This window comes from Mesorhizobium sp. P3_A9, from assembly GCF_056402975.1.
The window spans coordinates 100,318-120,839 of record NZ_JBFUGJ010000001.1; the positions used below are offsets into that span (position 1 = coordinate 100,318).

Genomic DNA, 20,522 nt, shown 5'->3' on the forward strand with positions numbered 1-20,522 from the left:
GGAGGGGCAAGCCCGCGCCGTAGCACATGACATCGGGAAATCAAACCGGCCGCAGTGTCAGCTCAGTTGTTTTCGGGATAACCGGCGATGCTGGTTCGCGTCAGCTGCCAGTGGACTTCGGACACGTCGGAGGCCTTGAAGGCAAGCACGATCTGCCGGCTGCGGCGCGGGCCGCCAAGGCCGGCGAAATAGATCGATTCCTCGACTTCCGGCACCACTTCGCCTGCAGTGAACACCCAGCTATCGGCCTGGTCGGCGGTCAGCACCAGGCGGTCGTGCTCGTCCTGCAAAAGGGTGATGTCGGGATGGACATGGAAGCGCACGGTGATGAAGTCGCGGCCATTGTTGCGGATCGCGGCATTGCCGGGGCGCTGGAACCGGTCCCTGCCGGCCAGCACATTGCCGTCCGACGACAGCTTCAGCTCGCGCTCATGCAGGAAGCCGAAACGCGGGACATAGCCGTCATGCCGGGCGATGAAGCCGTGAACGCCCTTCTGGTCGATACGCTTGCACTGCACATGCTGCGGGCCGCCGATCAGCGGCGAGCCGAGCAGGTCGTTGACCCGTATCGAATGGCTGAAGCGTGCCGAAGAGGTGTCGTTGATGGTGGCTGTCGAGTGCGCGGCGGTGGCGCGGGCCAGCGGCCGGAACTCGGCGGCGCCGTAGGTGTCGATGCCGGCATTGACGATGTAGTGCTGGCGGCCGGACGACAGTTCGAAGGCAAGGCAACCGGCGTGCGCGGCGTTAGAAACGTCGACCGGCGGCGGCAGGCCGGTGTCGGCGATGACGGTGACGCCGCCCATCGACAGCCGTTCATAGCCAGAATGCGGCGCGTGCAGCAGCGGCGCGCCGGCGGTGTCGTCATGGCGCAATATGGTGGCGATGCGGTCATGGATGGTGGCGCCCATGCCGTTGAAGCGGGCAAGGCTGCCGTCCTGGTGGCGGAAGAAGCGCAGCGCCGGCAACATGCGGTCGATGGCGCCGATCAGCGCCTGCGGCGGGGTTTCCGCCTGGTTGGCGTAGGTCTGGCGCAACGGAAGCAGATCGGCGAGGATTTCCAGCACCGCCATCGGATTGCGTGAGATATGGCCGCCATCGGCGAGGATCTGGCGGTTGAGTTCCTCGGCAAGGTTGCGGGTGGCGCCGCGCAGCGCCGAAGCCGGCGCCGGCAGGGAAAGCGCGGCGAAGGCCAGCGCGATGCGGGCACGCAGCCGGTCCTTGCCGTCGGGCATTTCGCGCGCCATCGACCTGAGGTAGCGGATCTGGACGGCCAGCGATTTCAGGAAGGCGCGATAGAAGGGGAATTCGGCACCCTGCAGCACCACGGAGGAATGCTGCAGCCAGGCGATGATGCGCTTGGCCGTCGTGCCGGGCTCCCAGGCGACACCGGCAATGTTGTTGCCATGCATGGCGATCCAGTCGGACACCAGCGCGCGGGCGTTTGCGGCGGCAAGCTCGGTGCCGGCGGCGCGCATGTGGCGAAGCCAGCGGAAGCCGTGCAGCGTCTTTTGCCAGCCATGATTGGGCACGTTGATCTGGAACGGCGATTTTCCGCCGGTCTCGACCAGATGCCCCGACAGGGGATAACGGCCGTAATAGATCTCAAGTGCGATCTGTGGGTCGGCGAGGCGCAGGTCCGGCGGGGCGATCAGGACTCGTTCGGGCGTGCGGCCGGAATAGCGCCAGCGATAGACCGGCCCGGCACGCAGGCGCCGGCGCGTCTTGCGCCAGAACTCCTTCGCGACAAGCGTCCAAAGACGCGTCGTGTTGCTGGCAACGAGTGCCAAAAGCCCTCCTGGTCGTCCTCTACCCCGGCGCCGAGTTTACATGATTGAACGACTCGTGCGAAGGCGAATTCCGGGGAATGGGTCCGGTGCCCCATACCCTCCCTAAAAAAGTCAGCAAATCCTGTGAGTTAAGTGGTTAGTCGGCTCGTCGTATGCGGGCGGCGAAGAAGCCGTCCAGACCCGAGCGCTCCGGCGCGCCGAGGTCGAGATCGGCGGGCGTGGTGCGCAGCGTGCCTTGCGCAGTCAGGAACGAATCGATGCCGGCGATCTCGCCTTGCCGCAGCGGATCGTCAACGGCCGCCGGCGTCCCTTTGAGGAAAGCGCGATAAAGCTCCTCGCCTTCGAGCGGGTCGAGCGAACAATTGGAAAAGACGATGCGGCCGCCGGGTTTGACCAACGTGACGGCGCGGGCGAGCAACCGTTTTTGCAGGTCGGCGAGCTTTTCGACATCGGCGGCCGTCTTGGTCCATGGCACGTCGGGATGCCGACGCACCGTGCCGGTCGACGAGCAGGGCGCATCGAGCAGCACGGCGTCGAACAGTTCCGCTGGCTCGTATTTGAGCAGGTCGGCCTGGACGATGTCTGCCGACAGGCCAAGACGCTCGAGATTCTGCGCCAGCCGCGCCAGCCGGTTCTTCGAGGTGTCGACGGCGGTGACCTTGGCGCCGGCGAGAATGAGTTGGGCGGTCTTGCCGCCCGGTGCGGCGCAGAGATCGGCGACGCGCAATCCGCTGACATCGCCGAACAGCCGTGCGGGCAGGCTGGCCGCGGCATCCTGGACCCACCAGGCGCCTTCCGCGAAGCCGGGCAGTTCGGTGACGGCGCCGGCAAGATTTTCCACGCGCACCGTGCCGGTCGGCAGGATGATGCCGCCGAGTTTTTCGGCCCAGAGTTCGGGGTCGGCCTTGACCGAGAAGTCGACCGGCGCCTCAACGCGATGCGCTTCCAAGATCTGTCTGGCCTTCTCGTTGCCGTAGGTGGTCTTCAGCCGGTCGGAAAACCATTTTGGTGCTTCGTCGGTGGCGGCAAGGGCCGCAGGCAGCTCGGTTTCCTTGGCACGCGCCAGCGTGCGCAGCACGCCGTTGACGAGGCCGGAAAAGCGCTGCGTGCGCGGATCGGACTTGGCGTGCGTCACCGCCAGGTCGACGGCGGCGCTGTCGGGAATGTCGAGGAACAGGATCTGCGCCGCCGCCACATGCAGTATGTGCGACAGCGCAGTGGCGTTGGGCGGCAGCGGCTTCTCCAGCCTGCGCGCCAGCAGCCCTGTGATGGTCATGCGGAAGCGTAGTGCGGTGACCAGGATGGCGCGCACCAGGCCACGGTCGCGCAAATCGAGCGCCTTGTATTGCGGGTGGCCGTTCTCGTGGTCGGTCAGGCCGTCGAGCGGCGTCCTGGCATCGATGACGGCGGCAAGCAGCCGCGCCGCTGCCTTGCGGGCGGCAAGACCGGCGACGAATTCACCGCCGTCCCTATGGTCCTGATCGCCTGAGCCTGGGCGCCGAGGTGCCGCCACGCTCACGACCACCGGCCCTTAGGCCCGGTCGGGTTGCGACCCCACGGATTGGCCCTCGGTTCGGCCGGTTCGGCCGGCTGCTCGGGCTGCGCTGCCTGGCCCCACGGGCCGGACGGCTGCTGTTGTTCCGCCTGCGGTTGCATTGGCGTCTGGCGCGGCGCCGTCCGCGATGCACCGTCGCCCATCTGTCGCGCCATCTCCTGCAACGCTGCGATGCGGTTGTCGGTGCTCGGGTGGGTGGAGAACAGACTGTCCATGCGCTCGCCGTGAAGGGGATTGATGATGAAGAGATGCGCCATCGCCGGATTGCGCTCCGCATCGGGGTTCGGGATGCGTTCTGCTCCACGGGCGATCTTGTCAAGGGCGGATGCCAGCCACAGCGGGTGTCCACAGATTTCGGCGCCACGCCGGTCGGCCTCGTATTCCCGGGTGCGGCTGACCGCCATCTGCACGACCATGGCGGCAAACGGCGCCACGATCATCGCCGCCAGCACGCCGACAAAGCCGAACGGGTTGTTGTTGCGGTTGCCGCCAAGGAAAAAGGCGAAATTGCCGAGCATCGAGATGGCGCCGGCAAAGGTGGCGACGATGGTCATGGTCAGCGTGTCGCGGTGCTGGACGTGGGCGAGCTCGTGCGCCATCACAGCCGCGACCTCTTCATGGGTCAGCCGCTGCAACAGGCCGGTGGAGGCGGCGACCGCCGCGTTCTGCGGGTTGCGGCCGGTGGCGAAGGCGTTGGGCTGCGGATTGTCGATCAGATATGTTTTCGGCATCGGCAGCCCGGCCTGCTTGGCCAGCGCCTGGACGATGGCGTAATATTCCGGCGCGTTCTTCTCGTCGACCTCGACGGCGCGGTTCATCGACAGCACCATCTTGTCGGCGTTCCAGTAGCTGAACAGATTGGTGCCGGCGGCGACCACCAGCGCGATCATCATGCCGCCCGAACCGCCGATCAGAAAGCCGACGCCCATGAACAGCGCCGTCATCGCGGCAAGAAGCATGGCGGTGCGCAAAGTGTTCATCGTCTGCTCCTGTCCAGATCGCGGTTAAAGGGGGTCGATCCCTGTCGGTTCATGGCTATATGATGGGAAACGCCTGCCCCTGTTTCAATCCGATTGAGATATCGCATGAACGACGAAACCAGTAAAACGCCTGCCGGCCCGGATGACGCGCCGCCAAAGGAGTTGACGCTTGCCGCCCGCCGCGCGCTGGCGGAAGCGGAGGCAAGGCGCACGGATTATCGTAAAAAGGAAGCCGCGCTGCCGAAGGAGATCGGCGGCCGTGGCGGCAAGGAGCCCGGCCGCTACGGTGACTGGGAAGTCAAAGGCCTGACCAGCGACTTCTAAGGTATGTTGATATTCAGGTGAGGCCGGCCTGCAAGCGTTGGTTCCCTGCGCTTCCGGTGCTCACGTACTTTAGTACGCTCCGCTCCGGTTCTCGGAAACCATCGCTTTCGACTCGGCCTGACCTGAATCTCAACACACCTTTGGACGGGCGTTGCCTACATCGTTAGGCAGCGTTGCGCTGTGCTTCGAGCGCCAGCCAGCCGCGCTCGTCGATGGTGATGCCGACATTGTCATAGCCCGCGATCGCGGCATGCGGCGTTTGCATCGGGTGTGCGTGAGTGGCGTTGATCACCATGACCGAAGCTTGCGCGGCCTCGGCTGCTGCGATACCGGCCGGGGCATCCTCGAACACCAGGCAGTCGCGCGCATCGACGCCGAGCCGTTGTGCGCCAAGCCGGAAGCAGTCGGGCGCCGGCTTGCCACGGGAAACGTCTTCCGCCGCAACGATGACCGCAGGGACAGGAATGCCGGCAGCCTGCATGCGTGCAAGCGCCAACGAACGTGGTGCCGAGGTTACGATCGCCCAGCTTTCGGCCGGCAGCGCCTTGAGAAACGCCACGGCGCCGGGGATCGGGAGAATGCCATCCAGATCGGCGGCCTCGGCCTTCAGCAGCAGGTCGGCCTCATGCGCCGGGTCGACGCCGGGAAGGGCTAGGTTGGTGATGGTCTCGATCGCCCGCACGCCGTGGATGGTCGGCAGGAAGGCGGCGACGTCGAGGCCGTGCCGGCGTGCCCAATCGCTCCACACCCGCTCCGCCGAGGCGATGGAATTGATCAGGGTGCCGTCCATGTCGAAAAGAAAGGCGGCGAATTTTCTGCCAGCAAACATGATTTTCCTTGAAATCCGGGGAGTGTGTCGAGGGAGGATGCAACCGTAACGTCAAGGCGCTGACATGGAAAGGCACGAGGCGTATTTTGGGACGATCCAGGGAACCACGGCACAGCTGCGACGTTTGAGCAAAACTATTTTCCATGGAGATCGAAGGGGACCTGCAATGCTGATCCGGCTCGGCTACGAAATAGCCATCGAATGTATCGAAGCCACTCCGGTGATTTCGCTGCTCGAGATCCACAAGGACAGGCAGGCCGACATCAAGCGGCAGACGCGGGTGCTGACATCGCCTTCGGTGCCGACCAAGCTCTACCAGGACCTGCATGGCAATGGCTGCCGCCGCTTCACCGCACCTGCCGGCACCTTCCGTATCCTCTACGATGCGGTGGTCGAAGACAGTGGCGAGACGGACGCGGTCAACACACTGGCGAGGGAAGTGCCGGTGGCTGAATTGCCCGACGAGGTGCTAGGCTATCTCCTTGGCAGCCGCTATTGCGAGACCGATCACCTCAGCAGTCTCGCCTGGCAGTTGTTCGGTCATCTTCCCTCCGGCTGGGCGCGGGTGCAGGCGATCGTCGACTATGTCCACAACCGGCTGTCGTTCGGCTACGGCTATGCCCGTTCGACCCGCACAGCGGCGCAGGCGCATGAGGAACGGGTCGGCGTCTGTCGCGACTTCGCCCATCTGGCGATCACGCTCTGCCGCTGCATGAACATTCCGGCGCGCTATGTGAACGGCTATCTCGGCGACATCGGCGTGCCGGTCGATCCGGCGCCGATGGATTTCTCGGCCTGGATGGAAGTGTTCCTCGACGGCAAGTGGTACACGTTCGATCCACGCCACAACCAGCCGCGGACCGGCCGCGTCGTCATCGCGCGCGGCCGCGACGCCACTGACGTGCCCTTGCTACACAGCTTCGGCCCGCACCGGCTCAGCCTGTTCAAGGTGTGGACCTATGAACAGCAAGGCAATCTGTTCAACCCGCCCCATCACGGCATCGACAGGACGGCCAGCGCGCAGATGCTGGCGTAGGGTGTGTTGATGTTCAGGGGATGCTGGTCTGCAAATGGCCTGATCCGATCCTGCGGGACAGATGGTCCGCTTCGGCACACAAGTGATGTGCCGCAACAGGACGTCGTCGGGTATGCCGCGATCCATGGGTCCAACATGGTAAGCGCTTCGTAAACGAAACTGCGTTGATGGTTTCGCATTTACCGGTCATTCACCTTCCTGCAGGCCGGAACCAAACAAAAACAATACATTAGCTGTTAACCGCCTGCTTTGTGAGGGCTGCGACGTCATCCGGCTGGAATCCTGCATTGCGTCTGTTGCGGCGACGAGGCCGAGGCAAGCGGAGGCAGTTGGAGATGCGAAATTACGGGGGTCTTGTTCACGCGGTCGGCGGGTTCACCAGAGATCGCGGTGGAAATTTCGCGGTCCTGTTCGGCTTTGCTGCCTCGGTCTTGGCGCTAGCGGGCGGCTTCTCGGTCAACATCTCACAGCTCTACAATGCCAGATCGAGCCTGCAGAGCGTGGTCGACGCAGCGGTGACATCGACAGCGCGCGACCTGACGACCGGGGTCATCAAGGAAGCCGACGCCAACAAGGCAGTGCAGAATTTTCTCGTGGCCAACAGCACGGCGGGCATTCTGCAGCCCGACCAGATCGTGCTCGACAAGCTGATCGTCGACAGGACCGCCAACACAGTGCAGGCGGACGTCCATGTCGATGTCGCCCTGTTCTTCCCGATCTTTGGGATGGGCGACATGAAACGCGTGACGGCGTCGACGACATCGCTTTATTCAGACAAGACCATCGAAGTCGCGATGATGCTCGATGTGACCGGATCGATGGCGGCCAACTGGTGGGCCAAGACCGACAAGATCGGCGACCTGCAAGCCGCCGCTTCGACGGCTGTCGAGAACCTGCTGGACAACAACATCGATCCAAAGAATCCACGCGTGCGTGTGGCGATTGTTCCCTATGCCGAAGCGGTGAATACGGGCGGCCTCGCGGACAGCGTTTTCGTCGAGCAGGCAGGAGGTTTGAACCTGCCGCCGCCAGTGGACACGCCGATCCCGGCGGGCTCATCGGCGCCCTCGCGGCCGGATAACTGCGCCACCGAGCGCAAGGATAAGGACGGCTATGCCGATTATTCGTCCGATGGGCCGTCGACGCCGCGCCTGAACAATCAGGGCAAGACCTATCTCGCCAAGGTCAACCGCGATGATCGCATGGGGATCTGTCCGAAGCCGGGGCTCATTCCGCTGTCGGCCGACAAACAGAAGCTGCTCGACACGATTGCCGGCTTCAAGGCGGCTGGTGTGACCGCAGGCGGCATCGCCGTGCAATGGGGCTATTACATGCTTTCACCCTCCTGGCGCTCGACCATCGTCGACGCCCGGCTGGGCGCCGGCCCCGCCAATTTCGACAACAGGAAAGTCGGCAAGGTCGCGATCCTGATGACGGACGGCCAGTTCAACACGGCTTTTGCCGGCGGGCGCGGCGCGCCCCGATCGCAGAATGCCGGCCAGATGTCACGAAGCAATGCCGAAAGCATTTGCGACAACATGAAGCGCGACGGCATCGAGATTTTCACCATCGGCTTCGACCTCGACGATCCGTCGATGACATCGACAGAGCGGGATCAGGCAAAGAGCGTGCTTCAGGATTGCTCGACCGCGGACACGTCTAACCTGAAACATTATTACGAGGCGGCCACGGGCTCCGAGTTGAACGAGGCATTCAATGCCATCGTCCAGAACATCGAGCGGCTGACCATCGCCAAGTGAATCTGGAACCGGATGGTCTTGGCGCCTCGGCGCAAAAGGAAAAGGCCGCCGCTTCTTTCGAAGCCGGCGGCCTTCCGTGTTTCCGTCCGTGGCGCGGCCTGTGGCGGCAACCCCTTGGGGTTACCCGCCGCGCATCTCGCGCCTTAACGGGAAGACTGCTTCCCGAAAGTGCAATCCTGCGAGGCCACGTTCTGGAAAACGAAATCACTCGACATCGGATCACCTCCTTTCGATTTGTTGAACACATAGACATGATGGGGTGCGTCGCAGCAAATGACAAGATGCCGGGCTGAAAAAGGCGCCCAGCCGAAAAATGCCGCCCAGCCGGGTCCGCGTGCCTCGGCTTGCGATCCACAGCCCAAACGGACAAGATCGTCCCATCGGGCCGTGGGGAAGGAGCATGGACGCAACCGAAAGAGCCGCGCGCATTGTCAGAACCGTGATCGAGGCGCTGAAGCCGGGCTTTGCCGTCAGGCTGTGGACCGGGGAACGGATCGGTCCCGCCAGTGGTCCTGTGCTTGCCATCAACGACCAGGACATCGTCTGGCAGTTGGCCCGCCGGCCGAATTTCTCGACGCTGCTCGAAATGTGGATTTCCCGGACGATCGACGTCGAGGACGGATCGCTGTTCGATCTCTACGCCTTGCCTTCAAAGGGCAAGCTGAGGTTGAAGGCTTTGCCGAAGCTGGCGATCCTTCGCGACCTGCCCGCCGTCCTGTTCTCACGACGACAGATGACGAAACGGGCCGATCTGGCCGGCCGCAATCCTTTCGTCAGCGGGTCGAACAAGCAGGCGATCGAACATCACTACGACATTTCGAACGCCTTCTACCGGCTCTTCCTCGATGAGCGCATGGTCTACACCTGCGCTTATTTCACCGATTTCGCCAATGGCATCGACCAGGCGCAGCAGGACAAGCTCGACCATATCTGCCGCAAGCTCAGGCTGAAGCCGGGCGACCGGCTGCTCGACATTGGTTGTGGCTGGGGCGCGATGCTGATCCATGCCGCCAAACACTATGGCGCGATCGGCCATGGCGTCTCGCTGTCGGAGGAGCAGACCCGGCTGGCGCGCGAGCGCATCCGCACTGAGGGGCTGGAGGACAAGATCACGATCGACATCAAGTCCTACACCGAGCTCGACGGCAGCTACGACAAGATTTCATCCATCGGCATGTTCGAGGCCGTCGGCCTCGCCAACCACGCGACCTATTTCTCGACCGTCCACCGGCTGCTGAAGCCGGGCGGCATCTACCTGCACCACGCCATCACAAGGCGCGGCAAGGGCGGCACGCGCAAGACGCTGCGCAAGGGCGCGGAATACAAGGCGCTGATCAAATACATCTTTCCGGGCGGCGAGGTCGACACGATCGGCATGACAACAGGCAATCTCGAGGCGCATGGTTTTCTCATCGCCGACGTCGAGAATCTGCGCGAACACTATGCCCGGACCTGCAGGCTGTGGGCCGAGCGCCTGCAGGCCCGCTTCGATGAGGCGATCGCCGAAGTCGGCGAACCCAAGGCGCGGCTGTGGCTGCTTTACCTGACCGGCTGTTCGATCACCTTCGACCGTGGCTCGGCGCAGATTTTCCAGACTGTGGTGACCAAGCGCGCGCGGGGCCCGAGCGGCCTGCCGCCGACGCGGGCGGATCTGTACCGGTAGCGCTAGCTCTCGCCTTACTCGGCGATACCAAGCGAGGCGATGTAAGCCGCCGAAGCGGGGATCTTGGACTTGTCCCTGATCTCGATGATGAGGCGCGGATTGCTTTCGAGTTTCGCCAGCGCGGCAAAGACCGAGCGCCATTGGATTGTGCCTTCGCCGAGGCTCCAGTGACGATCGGCGTAGCCGTCGGCATCCTGCAAATGGATGTGCTGCAGGCGGTTGCCGGCAGCATGCACATAGTAATCAACCGGCGGGGCACCGGTCGAGCCATGGGCATAGTAGGCGTGGCCAGTGTCTATCGATACGGCAACCGCGGGGGAGTTGAAGCTGTCGGCCAACGCCACGCGGATATGCGGATCCTTGTCCTCGATGTTCTCCAGAACCATCGTGCAACCGATGTCCTGCGCCCGCCTGACGGCATCGCGTAAGGTGAGCTGGCAATACTCGACGATTTTCTCGCGCTCGCCGGGATTGTTGTCGAGATTGTTATAGGACCAGGTCGTGTAGGGGCTGTGAACGACCATATGCGTTGCGCCGATGGCGGCGCAGACCTCGATACCCTGGACCAGGCGCTTGCTGACGACATCGCGAATATCGGGGTCCTGCGAGGCAATGGTGAAGCCCCAGAAAGGTCCGTGAATCCCGAGTCGACCCTGATGGCCGTCGAGAAGTTTTGTGGCGCGGGCGGCGAGCGGTGCCCAGTCGCCGTTGAGAACACTTGCCTCGGCAAAGCTCTGCAATTCCAGGTCGCGCTGCTTTTCGAAGAGCCAGTCGCGATGGATTTCGAGGTCGTCCAGGGTCATGGCGGCGCCAAGAACGGGCAGGGAAGTCATAGGCACTCCGATTGGTGTGATTTCAAGGTGTCGGGCGGCAAGACGGATCGCGCCGAGGGGCTGTATGACGCCGTTTTCTGTCATGCGTATTACACGCTGCGCCAAACCTGCCGCGAGGTGCAGGGATCATGCCGCAGCCATATGGCCTGGCGTTTGCGGTATGATTTAGACGAAGCGCATCGGCGCGCCGATCTCGACGCGGGCCGGCTGGTCTACCGTGCAATAGACGCCGAGATTGTGGGCGTTGTGACGGACCAGGTTGCGCAGGATACCGGGATCGGTGTCGAAGCCGTCCTGGCCGATGATGGTGAAGCCGCAGCGGCGGCATGGCTCGGAGATGGTCACCAGCAGGTCGCCAATGGCGAGTTTTCGGCCGATCCATTCGGTTTCCGGAAACGAGCCTTCGACCGCTGCCATGTCGACGACGATGTTGGGGCGGAAGCGGCGCGGGTCGGCGGCGCCATCCGGGTGCAGCGCCTTCAAGCGCGCCAGCGAGGCCGTGGTCAAGAGATGGATCGGCGCCTTGGTATAGCGGGCCGCGGTGACCGGACCGGCATAGGCCGGCGGCGCGTTCTCCCGGCCGAACGGCCGGATCGAGGCGGCGAAGCCGAGATAGGCCGATATGGCGCTGTCGCATTCGGCGCCGGGTGCGCTCAGCCAGTCGCCGTTGGGGATGGCGACCTCCAGGTCGCGGTCATTGGTCAGCCGGGTGCGGATGCGCGGCACCTTGTGCCATTTCGCCTCGCGGTCGGGTCGGGCAATCTCGTTGTCCGAGGTATCGACGAGGCCGTACATGCGGTCGCCCGCCATGCCCGCCGGTCCAACCACGACCGCATCCTGACGCTCGCCGGCGAGCGAACTCGCCGGATAGCGCCACAACTGGGTGACAGAGCCCAATGCCGCCTCGTCCCGCATCAGCCCTTCTTGTTCTGCCGGTTGGCGATGAGGTCGTCGACGACGGCCGGATCGGCGAGCGTCGAGGTGTCGCCAAGGGCGGCAAAATCATCCTCGGCGATCTTGCGCAGGATGCGGCGCATGATCTTGCCCGAGCGCGTCTTGGGCAGGCCGGGCGAGAACTGGATCTTGTCGGGCGAAGCGATGGCACCGATCTCCTTGCGGACATGGGCGACGAGCTCCTTGCGCAACTCCTCGGTCGGCTCCACGCCCTTCATCAAGGTGACATAGCTGTAGATGCCCTGGCCCTTGATGTCGTGGGGATAGCCGACGACGGCGGCCTCCGAGACCTTGTCATGGCTGACAAGTGCGGATTCGACTTCGGCCGTGCCCATGCGGTGGCCGGAGACGTTGATGACGTCGTCGACGCGACCGGTGATCCAGTAATAGCCGTCGGCGTCGCGGCGGCAGCCGTCACCGGTGAAGTATTTTCCCTTGTAGGTGGAGAAATAGGTCTGGATGAAGCGGTCGTGGTCGCCATAGACGGTGCGCATCTGGCCGGGCCAGGAATCGGTGATGCAGAGATTGCCGTCGGCGGCACCCTCCAGCACCTTGCCTTCGCCGTCGACCAGCTGCGGCTTGACGCCGAAGAAGGGCCGCGTCGCCGAGCCTGCCTTGAGGTCGGTGGCGCCGGGCAGCGGCGTGATCAGGATGCCGCCGGTCTCGGTCTGCCACCATGTGTCGACGATCGGCACCTTGCCGTTGCCGACGACGTTGAAATACCACTCCCAGGCTTCCGGGTTGATCGGCTCGCCGACCGAGCCGAGCACACGCAGCGACTTGCGTGAGGTCTTCGTCACCGGATCGTTGCCGGCGCCCATCAGGGCGCGCAGCGCCGTCGGCGCGGTGTAGAAGATGTTGACCTTGTGCTTGTCGATGACTTCCCAGAAGCGCGACTGCGACGGGTAGTTCGGCACGCCTTCGAACATCAGCGTGGTAGCGCCGTTGGCGAGCGGGCCATAAACGATGTAGCTGTGGCCGGTGACCCAGCCGACATCGGCGGTGCACCAGTAGATATCGCCGTCGTGATAGTCGAAGACATATTGGTGCGTCATCGAGGCGTAGACGAGGTAGCCGGCGGTGGTGTGCAGGACGCCCTTCGGCTTGCCGGTCGAGCCCGAGGTGTAGAGGATGAACAGCGGATCCTCAGCCTTCATCTTCTCCGGCTTGCACTCGGCCTTCACCGTTGCGACTTCATCATGGTACCAGAGGTCGCGGCCGGGCGCCCAGCCGATCTTGCCGCCGGTGCGGCGCACGACGATGACGTTCTTGACCATCACATGCTGCCTGGCGGCGATGTCGATGGCCTTGTCGGTGTTTTCCTTCAGCGGGATCGGCTTGCCGCCGCGCAGGCCCTCGTCCGATGTGATGACGAAGGTCGATTCGCAGTCGACGATGCGGCCGGCCAGCGCGTCGGGCGAGAAGCCGCCGAAGACGATCGAATGGATGGCGCCGATACGCGTGCAGGCGAGCATCGCATAGGCGGCTTCCGGGATCATCGGCATGTAGATGGTGACGCGGTCGCCCTTCTTGACGCCGTGCTTCTTCATCACATTGGCGAGCCGGCAGACATGCTCGTAAAGCTCGTTGTAGGTGATTTTCTTGTCGTCGTAGGGGTTGTCGCCTTCCCAGATGATGGCGGTCTGGTCGCCGCGCTTCTTCAGGTGGCGGTCGATGCAGTTGTAGGAAACGTTGGTCAGCCCGTCCTCGAACCATTTGATCGAGACCTTGCCGTCGAAGGAGGTGTTCTTGACCTTGCTGAAGGGCTTGAACCAGTCGATGCGCTTGCCGTGCTTGCCCCAGAACTTGTCCGGATTCTTGATGCTGTCGGCATACCATTTCAGGTAGGTCTCATTGTCGATCAGCGCTTTTTTCTTCCACGCCGGCTGGACGCGATGGACATGAACCTCGGACATTCCTGACTTTCCTCCCGAACCAATCCGCCAGCTTGAAACGCCGGCGGGATCGCGGCGACGCAGCCGCGAATTCGGCGGCATTATTACCAGTTCCGCCGTGACGGCAACATTAGACGTTGGATTCGCGCGGCGGGATGCCGCAGGGGCATTGTCATCCGTTGTCAGCACTCGGCTCAGCTCGCTGCTAACTGTATGTTTTCGCGTCGAAAAGCCTGTTTCGATCAGGAAAAATCAATAGACAGTTAAGCAACGGCGCGCACAATCTGACGTTGGGAGGAAAGGAGACTCAACCCGGGACCGCCCAAGGGGGCCACAATGCGCGACTATGCCGAAATGGACCTGATGCTCAAAGGCTATGGCCTGACCACGGCCAAGATTCTCTATCATTTTCCCGATCATCCGCATCTGCTGCAGAGCTTCATCTGGCAGGACTACGACCTCGCTCCGCAGTTTCCGGTACTGATCAAATTCATCGAATTCTGGAAGGCCAAGCTCGACGGGCCGCTGCATTCAGTCGTCTATACGCACCAGAAGCTGATCGCGCCGAATGAATGGCGCAAGGTGGATGGCGAGTTCGTGCTGCATTAAGGGCAGTAGTGCAGGCATTTTTATCGATTGCTAGTGATTGGCGGAAACGCCCATCGCTTCGTCATCCACGGGCGAAGCAAGGAGCGTAGCGACGCGGCGCAGACCCGAGGATCCATGCCGGGACTCCAACGCGTCACCACGCTGCGGAATTCTGCTCCGCTGCACTTTACGGTCAAGGTCGCGGCATGGATCCTCGGGTCTTCGCGACGCCGCTTCGCGGCTGCTCCGCCCGTGGATCACGAAGTTGAGGGGCTTCGGCTACTCCCCTATGTCTATAGCGGTCCCGGAGCATAGGACCGCGACTTAATCACACCGGCGGTGGGTTCAGCCGGGCAAAGCCTTCCTGCCGCCGATAGGGGAAGTACGGGTAGGGCGCTGTCACTTCGCTCGCCGCATCGAGTTTTTTCACCTGATCCGGCGTCAGCGACCAGCCGACGGCGCCGAGATTCTGGCGCAGTTGTTCCTCGTTGCGGGCGCCGATGATGACCGAGGAAACGGTCGGGCGTCGCAACAGCCAGTTGATGGCGATCTGCGACACGGTCTTGCCGGTTTCCTGCGCCACCGCGTCAAGCGCGTCCATCACACGGTAGAGATGTTCGTCCTCGACCGGCGGACCGAAATCTGCCGTGTCGTGCAGCCGGCTCTTTTCCGGCAGAGGCTGGCCACGGCGGATCTTGCCGGTCAGGCGGCCCCAGCCGAGTGGGCTCCACACCAGCGCGCCAACGCCCTGGTCGATGCCGAGCGGCATCAGCTCCCATTCATAGTCGCGGCCGACCAGCGAGTAGTAGACCTGATGCGCGGCGTAGCGCGGGTAGCCGTGCTTATCGGCTTCCGCCAGCGACTTCATCACTTGCCAGCCGGAGAAGTTGGAGACGCCGACATAGCGCAGCTTGCCGGCGCGCACGAGGTCGTCCAGCGTCGACAGCACCTCTTCGATCGGCGTACCCGCATCAAAGGCATGCAGTTGCAACAGGTCGATGTAGTCGGTGCCAAGGCGCTTCAGCGCGGCGTCGACGGACTTGATCAGACGCGAGCGCGATGAGCCGTAGTCGGCCGGTCCATCGCCCATCGGCAGCGAGGTCTTGGTCGAGATCAGAACGGCATCGCGGCGGCCCTTGATCGCTTCGCCGAGCACCTCTTCGGAAGCGCCGTTCGAATAGACGTCGGCGGTGTCGAACAGATTGACGCTGGCCTCCAGGCAGATGTCGATCAGCCGCCGCGCTTCGACGGCGTCGCTGTTGCCCCAGGCGCCGAACAGCGGGCCGGAGCCGCCAAACGTTCCCGCTCCGAATGAAAGCGCCGGCACTTTCAGGCCCGATGCGCCAAGACGCCGATAATCCATGGTTTTATCCTTTCAATTGCAATTCCAGGTCAGGTGCCGGTCTGCTCAGTTCCCGATCAGTTGGCCAAGGTCGATGGCCTCGGCCATGGCGCGGTTTCCCTTCTCACCCGGATGCAGATGGTCGCCGGAATCGAATTCCGGCAGCAGGCGTGCCGGATGCCTGGGATCGCGAAGCAGCGCATCGAAGTCGACGACGACGTCGAAGGCGCCACTGGTTCGGATCCAGTCGTTGACCTTCTGGCGCAAGGCTTCCTTCTCCGGTGTGTAGTAACCCTCGAGTGGAGTGCCGCTCAGCGCGCCCTCGAAAGGTGTCAGCGTGCCGCCGAGGATGATGAGATTGTGGGCGTGAGCCTGGGCGGCGAGCTGCTGATAGCCGTCGGTGAGTGCCGCCAATGACGGCAGGGATTTTCCAGACACAAAGGGCGTGCCGGGCCAGCTGATGTCGTTGATGCCGATAAGCAGCACCACCGCCTTGGCGCCGGGCTGGGCCAGCACGTCGCGTTCGAAGCGGGCCGATGCCTTCATGCCCATCGCGTCGTCGAGCAGCCGCGCGCCTGATATGCCCGCGTTGAGCACCGCAATATGCTTGGAAGCCAGGCGCTTTGCCAGGAAATCCGGCCAGCGATTGTCGGCGTCCAGCGTGGCACCATTGCCGTCGGTGATCGAATCGCCGATCGCGATCACCGCGCCATCATTTGCCGGCGCATCCACCAGGATTTCGCTCACCAGGATGCGCGCATCGGTGGTTTGCGCGGCGGCGATCGCGTGGGAAGCCGTCTGGTTGCCGTCACCGATGTAGGCGGTCTGCTTGCCGTCCCAGTGGAAGGTGGAGATCGGCGTTGCCTGAGGCAGATAGATCGATATGGACAGATGGCTCAAGGCGTCGAGGGGCAGGTCCACCGGATCGCTGACCAGAGGCGCGCCCGCCGGAACCATTGCCTTGGTCTGGCCGCCGAAGGTCACGACGTGGTCGGTGCCGGCGACGATTTTCGAACCCTCGCCAGCAATCGCGGCATGCGTTTCACCGATTTGGGTCGGTGTGTCGGTATATTCGTTCGACAGCACGATGCGGAATTGCTTGCCGCCAATGCTGGTGCGGACCGTCTGGCGTATGGTCTGGTTCTCAAGCTTCGGCGCTATCTTCACCGGCAAGGCGAAGTCGGGACCCCATGTCGGTTGCGGGCTGGCGGTCCAGGTGCCGACCCAGTCCTGTCTTTCGCCTGACATTGCGGGGTCGGCCATCAAAATGGTCGCCAAGACGAGCGCGGCGAGGGCCAAACGCTTTGCCGCAAAGGTGGTGATGGTACGGCGCATAGGATGTTTCATTGGGGCTCTCCTCTTGGGTTCTACCTTCCGTCATGCCGAAGGTAGGGTTCGGGCCTGCCGTCACTCTATGGATGCGGGGCGAGCAGCAGCCGGGACCAGCCGCTCTTCATGTCTGTCGAGACGCAGTGCCAATCCCGCCACGCCGAGCGCTGCGACCGGCAGCAAAGCGGCGACCCAGGTGAGGGAACCGAGCCCCATTCCATGGGCGATGACCGCGCCACCAAGCCAGGCGCCGGCGGCGTTGCCGAGATTGAAGGCGGCGATGTTGAAGGACGAGGCAAGGCTCTGGCCGGCCCCTTGCGCCTTGTCCAGCACCCACATCTGCAGCGGCGCCACGGTGGCAAAAGCGGCGGCACCGAGCAGGCCGACATAGATCACGGCCATGACCTGGCTGTGGATGGCGAAGCTCATGGTTGCGAGCACCAGGGCCAGCACGACGAGGCTGCCCAGCACGGCGGGCACCAGCCAGCGGTCGGCGACCTTGCCGCCGGCGAGATTGCCGGCGATGAGACCGCCGCCGAAGACGAGCAGAATCGGCGACACGGCGGCTTCCTTGAAGCCGCTGATCTCGGTCAGCAAAGGCGCGATGTAGGTGAAGACGGCGAAAACGCCGGCATAGCCGAGCACGGTGGTGGCGAGGCCGAGCAGGACGGGCGTACGGCGCAGCACGGCGAGGTCGGCGCGCAAATCACTCTTCTCGGGTGCCTCCTGGCTGCGCGGCACCAGAGCAAGGATGACGGCGAAGGCCGCCAGGCCGACCAGGGTCACTGCCCAGAAGGTCGCACGCCAGCCAAAGGCCTGGCCGAGCCAGGTGCCGAAGGGCACGCCGAGGATGTTGGCGATGGTGAGCCCGGTGAACATCAGCGCGATCGCCGAAGCCTTCTTGTTGGGCGCGACCAGGCCGGTGGCGACGACCGAGCCGACACCGAAGAAGGTGCCATGGGCAAAGGCGGTGATGACGCGGGCGCCCATCAGCGTCCAATAATCGGGGGCCAGCGCACAGGCGAGATTGCCCAGCGTGAAGATCGCCATAAGCGCCAGAAGCACGGTCTTGCGTGGCCAGTTGCCGGTGGCGATGGTCAGCAGCGGCGCGCCGATGACGACGCCGAGCGCATAGCCCGAAATCAGCTGGCCGGCGGCCGAGATCGAGACGCCGAGATCCTTGCTGACATCGAGCAGCAGGCCCATGATGACGAATTCGGTGACACCGATGCCGAAGGCACCGGCGGCGAGGGCGTAGAGAGCAAGAGGCATGGCTGTTTCCACTTCCAAGACGGCCCGTTAAGGCGACGAGCGCCTTGTCCAACCCGCGCCCCGACCCCTGAGATCGTGTCGCCATGCACTGTGAACCAGACTTGCATTGGGCACATTTTCTGTGAAATAGATTCACAGATGGCAAGATCCGACATCAACCGCTCCGGCGAGATCGAAGTTTTTGTCCGCGTCGTTGAGGCGGGCAGTTTTTCCGCCGCGGCGCGTGCGCTGCGTATGACGCCATCGGCGGTGAGCAAGCTGATCGCGCGGCTTGAGGCCCGGCTTGGCGCGCGGCTGGTCAGCCGGTCGACACGCAAGCTGCAGCTGACGCCGGAAGGGTCGGCTTTCTACGATAGCGGATTGCGCATCCTGGCGGACATGGCGGCGGCCGAGCGCGAGGCGGCGGCGGGTGCTGCACCTCGTGGGCGGCTGCGCGTCAACACCTATGTGCCGTTCGGGGTGCACCGGCTGATCCCGCTCTTGCCGCGTTTCCTCGAACGCTACCCCGAAATATCGGTCGATCTGGTGCTGACCGACAGCGTCATCGACCTGATGGCCGAACGCGCCGACGTTGCCATCCGCGCCGGTCCGCTCGGCGAATCACGGCTGGTGGCGCGCAAGCTCGGGCAGAGCCCGGTGGTGGTGGTTGCGGCACCCTCCTATCTCGAAACGCATGGCATACCGCTGGCGCCGGCCGATCTCGACAGCCACAACCGCATGGGCTTCGGCTTCGTCAGGCATATCGACGGCTGGCCGTTCCGCGACGCGGAGGGCCGCGCGGTCATGATCCCGATCACCGGCAACACGCTGGTCAGCGATGGCGAAGCGATGCGGCTGATGACGCTGGCCGGCGCCGGCATCTCCAGGCTGGCGCGCTGGCATGTGGCGGCCGATATCGCCGCCGGCCGGCTGGTGGCGCTGCTGGAGGAGTTCAATCCGGGCGACGAGGAGGCGACCCACGCCGTCTATGTCGGCCAGGGCCGGCACTTGCCGGCGCGGGTGCGGGCCTTTCTCGATTTCCTGGCCGAGAACGCGCGGCTCTGACGAAGCGCGGCTTTCAAGGTCTGTTCGACAACCCAATTGGGGCAGGATATGGAATCCCGTCCGGTTATTGCAGGCGCCTCGGCGCCCCGGCTCCGGGAGCGTTGGCAATTCAGGAGGCGTGAGTTGGTCCGCTTGTCCTTGGTCGCGGCATCCCTCCTTGCCATCGCGACATGGCTGCATGCCCCGACAATCTCCGAGGCCGCCGAGGTCGCCAAAGCAGCGGCACCTGCTGCAAACGCCAGCGATGACAACGTCAAGCAGCTCCTTTCCGTGGCTTTGGCTGAAACCGAGGATTTCTGGGGCGCCACCTTCAAAGCTGGTGGATCGACCTATGAGGAGCCCAAGCTGGTGCTGTTCACCGGCTTCATCGCTACCGCATGCGGTCCTGTTTCAGGGACATTGTACTGCGCGCAAGACCACAAGATTTATCTCGACCCGGCGTTCCCCGAGCTTCAACAGATCGGTTTGACGGGAGATTTCGCCAAGGCGTTGATTCTCGCCCGAGAGGTTGGGCATCATGTGCAGACCATCTCGGACGTTCCGCACGCCGCTGTCACCGACGGCGACCAGGAAGCCGCCATCGTCCGATCGGAACAGATGGAGCTCCAGGCCGATTGTTTTGCCGGACTATGGAGCCGCTATGTCCAGGACAAGGGGCTCCTGGAAGACACCGATCTGACTGAGGCCAGGCAATTGCTTCGATCTCTTGGAGATGATCAGCCCGCCAATGCCTCCAGAAATTCGACGGCAAATAGGTACGGCACCTCAGAACAGAGGATCCGCTGGTATGATCGCGGCCTTGCCGGAAAAGCGATCGCGGACTGCAATACCTCTGACAATCCGCTTTGATACCGAGCCCACCCATCGCCGGGTGAGCGCCATCATTGGCCGACGAGCCTCAATGCTGCCCTTATGTTCTCAATGACGGTGCCGATATCCGATCGCCCGGAGGTGTATTCTCCATCCGGGTCGTAATATGCGTCTCGCAGCCGCTCCAAACGAGAAATGACCGCGGCTCCATAGTCATGTGCCGTACCGGCGACAACGACCTTTTCAAATTCGCCTCTCGCGGCACTGACCGCGCCGACGCAGACCTTCCAATCGTAAGGGCTGGCAGAAGCCGCGGTTTGGCGAGCAGCCATGATCGCGACAATCCTGTCTCGAAATTCCTCGGCGGATGGTGCCATCATCGCCCCTGACATCCCGGCATGCTGCTCCGGCGGCATGATGGTAGCCGCGAAATCGTGTCCGGTACAAGGCGACCTTGCGGCCTTCATAAAGCGCGAAAAAGCCGCGCGCCCGAAGGGCACGCGGCTTTCCGGAATTCGCGT

At 63.5% G+C, this 20,522-nt stretch carries 18 protein-coding genes; 7 read left to right on the forward strand and 11 right to left on the reverse strand.

Features of this window, described 5'->3' with window-relative positions:
• Positions 1-62: 62 nt before the first annotated feature.
• The 3 genes from AC1DX0_RS00490 to htpX form a co-directional block, all read right to left on the reverse strand.
• Positions 63-1,787 carry a heparinase II/III family protein gene (locus AC1DX0_RS00490; RefSeq protein ID WP_477221597.1) on the reverse strand — a complete coding sequence of 575 codons (1,725 nt, stop codon included), beginning with the start codon at positions 1,785-1,787 and terminating at the stop codon, positions 63-65.
• A 136-nt stretch (positions 1,788-1,923) separates the two neighbouring features.
• Positions 1,924-3,306, reverse strand: a complete 1,383-nt coding sequence (locus AC1DX0_RS00495; protein WP_477221598.1) for an RsmB/NOP family class I SAM-dependent RNA methyltransferase — start codon at positions 3,304-3,306, stop codon at positions 1,924-1,926.
• Positions 3,303-4,322 (reverse strand): zinc metalloprotease HtpX, encoded by a 1,020-nt coding sequence (gene htpX, locus AC1DX0_RS00500; protein WP_477221599.1) that lies wholly within the window; start codon positions 4,320-4,322, stop codon positions 3,303-3,305. The genes AC1DX0_RS00495 and htpX overlap by 4 nt, the downstream gene beginning before the upstream one ends.
• 105 nt (positions 4,323-4,427) lie before the next feature.
• Between htpX and AC1DX0_RS00505 the strand changes: the two genes are divergently transcribed.
• Positions 4,428-4,646 carry a DUF1674 domain-containing protein gene (locus AC1DX0_RS00505; protein ID WP_477221600.1) on the forward strand — a complete coding sequence of 73 codons (219 nt, stop codon included), beginning with the start codon at positions 4,428-4,430 and terminating at the stop codon, positions 4,644-4,646.
• A 163-nt stretch (positions 4,647-4,809) separates the two neighbouring features.
• Here the strand turns inward: AC1DX0_RS00505 and AC1DX0_RS00510 are convergent, their stop codons facing one another.
• Positions 4,810-5,475 carry an HAD-IA family hydrolase gene (locus AC1DX0_RS00510; RefSeq protein ID WP_477221601.1) on the reverse strand — a complete coding sequence of 222 codons (666 nt, stop codon included), beginning with the start codon at positions 5,473-5,475 and terminating at the stop codon, positions 4,810-4,812.
• Between the two features lie 166 nt (positions 5,476-5,641).
• Here AC1DX0_RS00510 and AC1DX0_RS00515 point away from each other — a divergent pair, with 166 nt between their 5' ends.
• The 3 genes from AC1DX0_RS00515 (at position 5,642) to AC1DX0_RS00525 (ending at position 9,934) form a co-directional block, all read left to right on the forward strand.
• Positions 5,642-6,511 (forward strand): transglutaminase-like domain-containing protein, encoded by an 870-nt coding sequence (locus tag AC1DX0_RS00515; protein WP_477221602.1) that lies wholly within the window; start codon positions 5,642-5,644, stop codon positions 6,509-6,511.
• 335 nt (positions 6,512-6,846) lie between these two features.
• Positions 6,847-8,271 carry a pilus assembly protein TadG-related protein gene (locus AC1DX0_RS00520; RefSeq protein ID WP_477221603.1) on the forward strand — a complete coding sequence of 475 codons (1,425 nt, stop codon included), beginning with the start codon at positions 6,847-6,849 and terminating at the stop codon, positions 8,269-8,271.
• A 400-nt stretch (positions 8,272-8,671) separates the two neighbouring features.
• Positions 8,672-9,934, forward strand: coding sequence for a class I SAM-dependent methyltransferase (locus AC1DX0_RS00525; protein WP_477221604.1), 1,263 nt, complete (start codon positions 8,672-8,674; stop codon positions 9,932-9,934).
• Positions 9,935-9,948: 14 nt separating this feature from the next.
• On the opposite strand, the gene AC1DX0_RS00530 is transcribed toward AC1DX0_RS00525, so the two are convergent.
• The 3 genes from AC1DX0_RS00530 to acs all read right to left on the reverse strand — a co-directional run bounded on the left by AC1DX0_RS00530 (position 9,949) and on the right by acs (position 13,637).
• On the reverse strand, positions 9,949-10,767 hold the full coding sequence (locus AC1DX0_RS00530) for a sugar phosphate isomerase/epimerase family protein (protein WP_477221605.1): 819 nt from the start codon (positions 10,765-10,767) through the stop codon (positions 9,949-9,951).
• Positions 10,768-10,932: 165 nt separating this feature from the next.
• The gene (locus AC1DX0_RS00535; RefSeq protein ID WP_477221606.1) at positions 10,933-11,682 is read right to left on the reverse strand and encodes an MOSC domain-containing protein; all 750 of its coding nucleotides are present in this window, start codon (positions 11,680-11,682) and stop codon (positions 10,933-10,935) included.
• A complete protein-coding gene (gene acs, locus AC1DX0_RS00540) occupies positions 11,682-13,637 on the reverse strand; it encodes an acetate--CoA ligase (protein WP_477221607.1) in 1,956 nt (651 codons plus the stop codon). Before acs ends, AC1DX0_RS00535 begins: the two co-directional genes overlap by 1 nt.
• A 315-nt stretch (positions 13,638-13,952) precedes the next feature.
• Here acs and AC1DX0_RS00545 point away from each other — a divergent pair, with 315 nt between their 5' ends.
• Positions 13,953-14,225, forward strand: a complete 273-nt coding sequence (locus AC1DX0_RS00545) for an usg protein (RefSeq protein ID WP_477221608.1) — start codon at positions 13,953-13,955, stop codon at positions 14,223-14,225.
• A 307-nt stretch (positions 14,226-14,532) separates the two neighbouring features.
• Here AC1DX0_RS00545 and AC1DX0_RS00550 read toward each other — a convergent pair whose 3' ends face one another.
• From AC1DX0_RS00550 to AC1DX0_RS00560, 3 genes are read right to left on the reverse strand one after another with little or no spacing between them, the layout of a single operon-like run.
• Positions 14,533-15,567, reverse strand: coding sequence for an aldo/keto reductase (locus AC1DX0_RS00550; protein ID WP_477221609.1), 1,035 nt, complete (start codon positions 15,565-15,567; stop codon positions 14,533-14,535).
• A 45-nt stretch (positions 15,568-15,612) separates the two neighbouring features.
• The gene (locus AC1DX0_RS00555; RefSeq protein ID WP_477221610.1) at positions 15,613-16,893 is read right to left on the reverse strand and encodes an SGNH/GDSL hydrolase family protein; all 1,281 of its coding nucleotides are present in this window, start codon (positions 16,891-16,893) and stop codon (positions 15,613-15,615) included.
• Between the two features lie 60 nt (positions 16,894-16,953).
• The gene (locus AC1DX0_RS00560) at positions 16,954-18,147 is read right to left on the reverse strand and encodes an MFS transporter (RefSeq protein ID WP_477221611.1); all 1,194 of its coding nucleotides are present in this window, start codon (positions 18,145-18,147) and stop codon (positions 16,954-16,956) included.
• A 138-nt stretch (positions 18,148-18,285) separates the two neighbouring features.
• Here AC1DX0_RS00560 and AC1DX0_RS00565 point away from each other — a divergent pair, with 138 nt between their 5' ends.
• Positions 18,286-19,191 carry a LysR family transcriptional regulator gene (locus AC1DX0_RS00565; protein WP_477221612.1) on the forward strand — a complete coding sequence of 302 codons (906 nt, stop codon included), beginning with the start codon at positions 18,286-18,288 and terminating at the stop codon, positions 19,189-19,191.
• A gap of 123 nt (positions 19,192-19,314) precedes the next feature.
• Positions 19,315-20,040, forward strand: a complete 726-nt coding sequence (locus AC1DX0_RS00570) for a neutral zinc metallopeptidase (RefSeq protein WP_477221613.1) — start codon at positions 19,315-19,317, stop codon at positions 20,038-20,040.
• A gap of 32 nt (positions 20,041-20,072) precedes the next feature.
• On the opposite strand, the gene AC1DX0_RS00575 is transcribed toward AC1DX0_RS00570, so the two are convergent.
• A complete protein-coding gene (locus tag AC1DX0_RS00575) occupies positions 20,073-20,501 on the reverse strand; it encodes a hypothetical protein (RefSeq protein WP_477221614.1) in 429 nt (142 codons plus the stop codon).
• Positions 20,502-20,522: the final 21 nt, after the last annotated feature.

Coding starts and splice junctions, on each gene's coding strand:
- AC1DX0_RS00515 (WP_477221602.1), top strand. CDS start 5,642: ATGCTGATCCGGCTCGGCTACGAAATAGCCATCGAATGTATCGAAGCC.
- AC1DX0_RS00525 (WP_477221604.1), top strand. CDS start 8,672: ATGGACGCAACCGAAAGAGCCGCGCGCATTGTCAGAACCGTGATCGAG.
- AC1DX0_RS00530 (WP_477221605.1), bottom strand. CDS start 10,767: ATGACTTCCCTGCCCGTTCTTGGCGCCGCCATGACCCTGGACGACCTC.
- AC1DX0_RS00560 (WP_477221611.1), bottom strand. CDS start 18,147: ATGCCTCTTGCTCTCTACGCCCTCGCCGCCGGTGCCTTCGGCATCGGT.
- AC1DX0_RS00510 (WP_477221601.1), bottom strand. CDS start 5,475: ATGTTTGCTGGCAGAAAATTCGCCGCCTTTCTTTTCGACATGGACGGC.
- htpX (WP_477221599.1), bottom strand. CDS start 4,322: ATGAACACTTTGCGCACCGCCATGCTTCTTGCCGCGATGACGGCGCTG.
- AC1DX0_RS00505 (WP_477221600.1), top strand. CDS start 4,428: ATGAACGACGAAACCAGTAAAACGCCTGCCGGCCCGGATGACGCGCCG.
- AC1DX0_RS00520 (WP_477221603.1), top strand. CDS start 6,847: ATGCGAAATTACGGGGGTCTTGTTCACGCGGTCGGCGGGTTCACCAGA.
- AC1DX0_RS00535 (WP_477221606.1), bottom strand. CDS start 11,682: ATGCGGGACGAGGCGGCATTGGGCTCTGTCACCCAGTTGTGGCGCTAT.
- AC1DX0_RS00555 (WP_477221610.1), bottom strand. CDS start 16,893: ATGAAACATCCTATGCGCCGTACCATCACCACCTTTGCGGCAAAGCGT.
- AC1DX0_RS00550 (WP_477221609.1), bottom strand. CDS start 15,567: ATGGATTATCGGCGTCTTGGCGCATCGGGCCTGAAAGTGCCGGCGCTT.
- AC1DX0_RS00545 (WP_477221608.1), top strand. CDS start 13,953: ATGCGCGACTATGCCGAAATGGACCTGATGCTCAAAGGCTATGGCCTG.
- acs (WP_477221607.1), bottom strand. CDS start 13,637: ATGTCCGAGGTTCATGTCCATCGCGTCCAGCCGGCGTGGAAGAAAAAA.
- AC1DX0_RS00565 (WP_477221612.1), top strand. CDS start 18,286: ATGGCAAGATCCGACATCAACCGCTCCGGCGAGATCGAAGTTTTTGTC.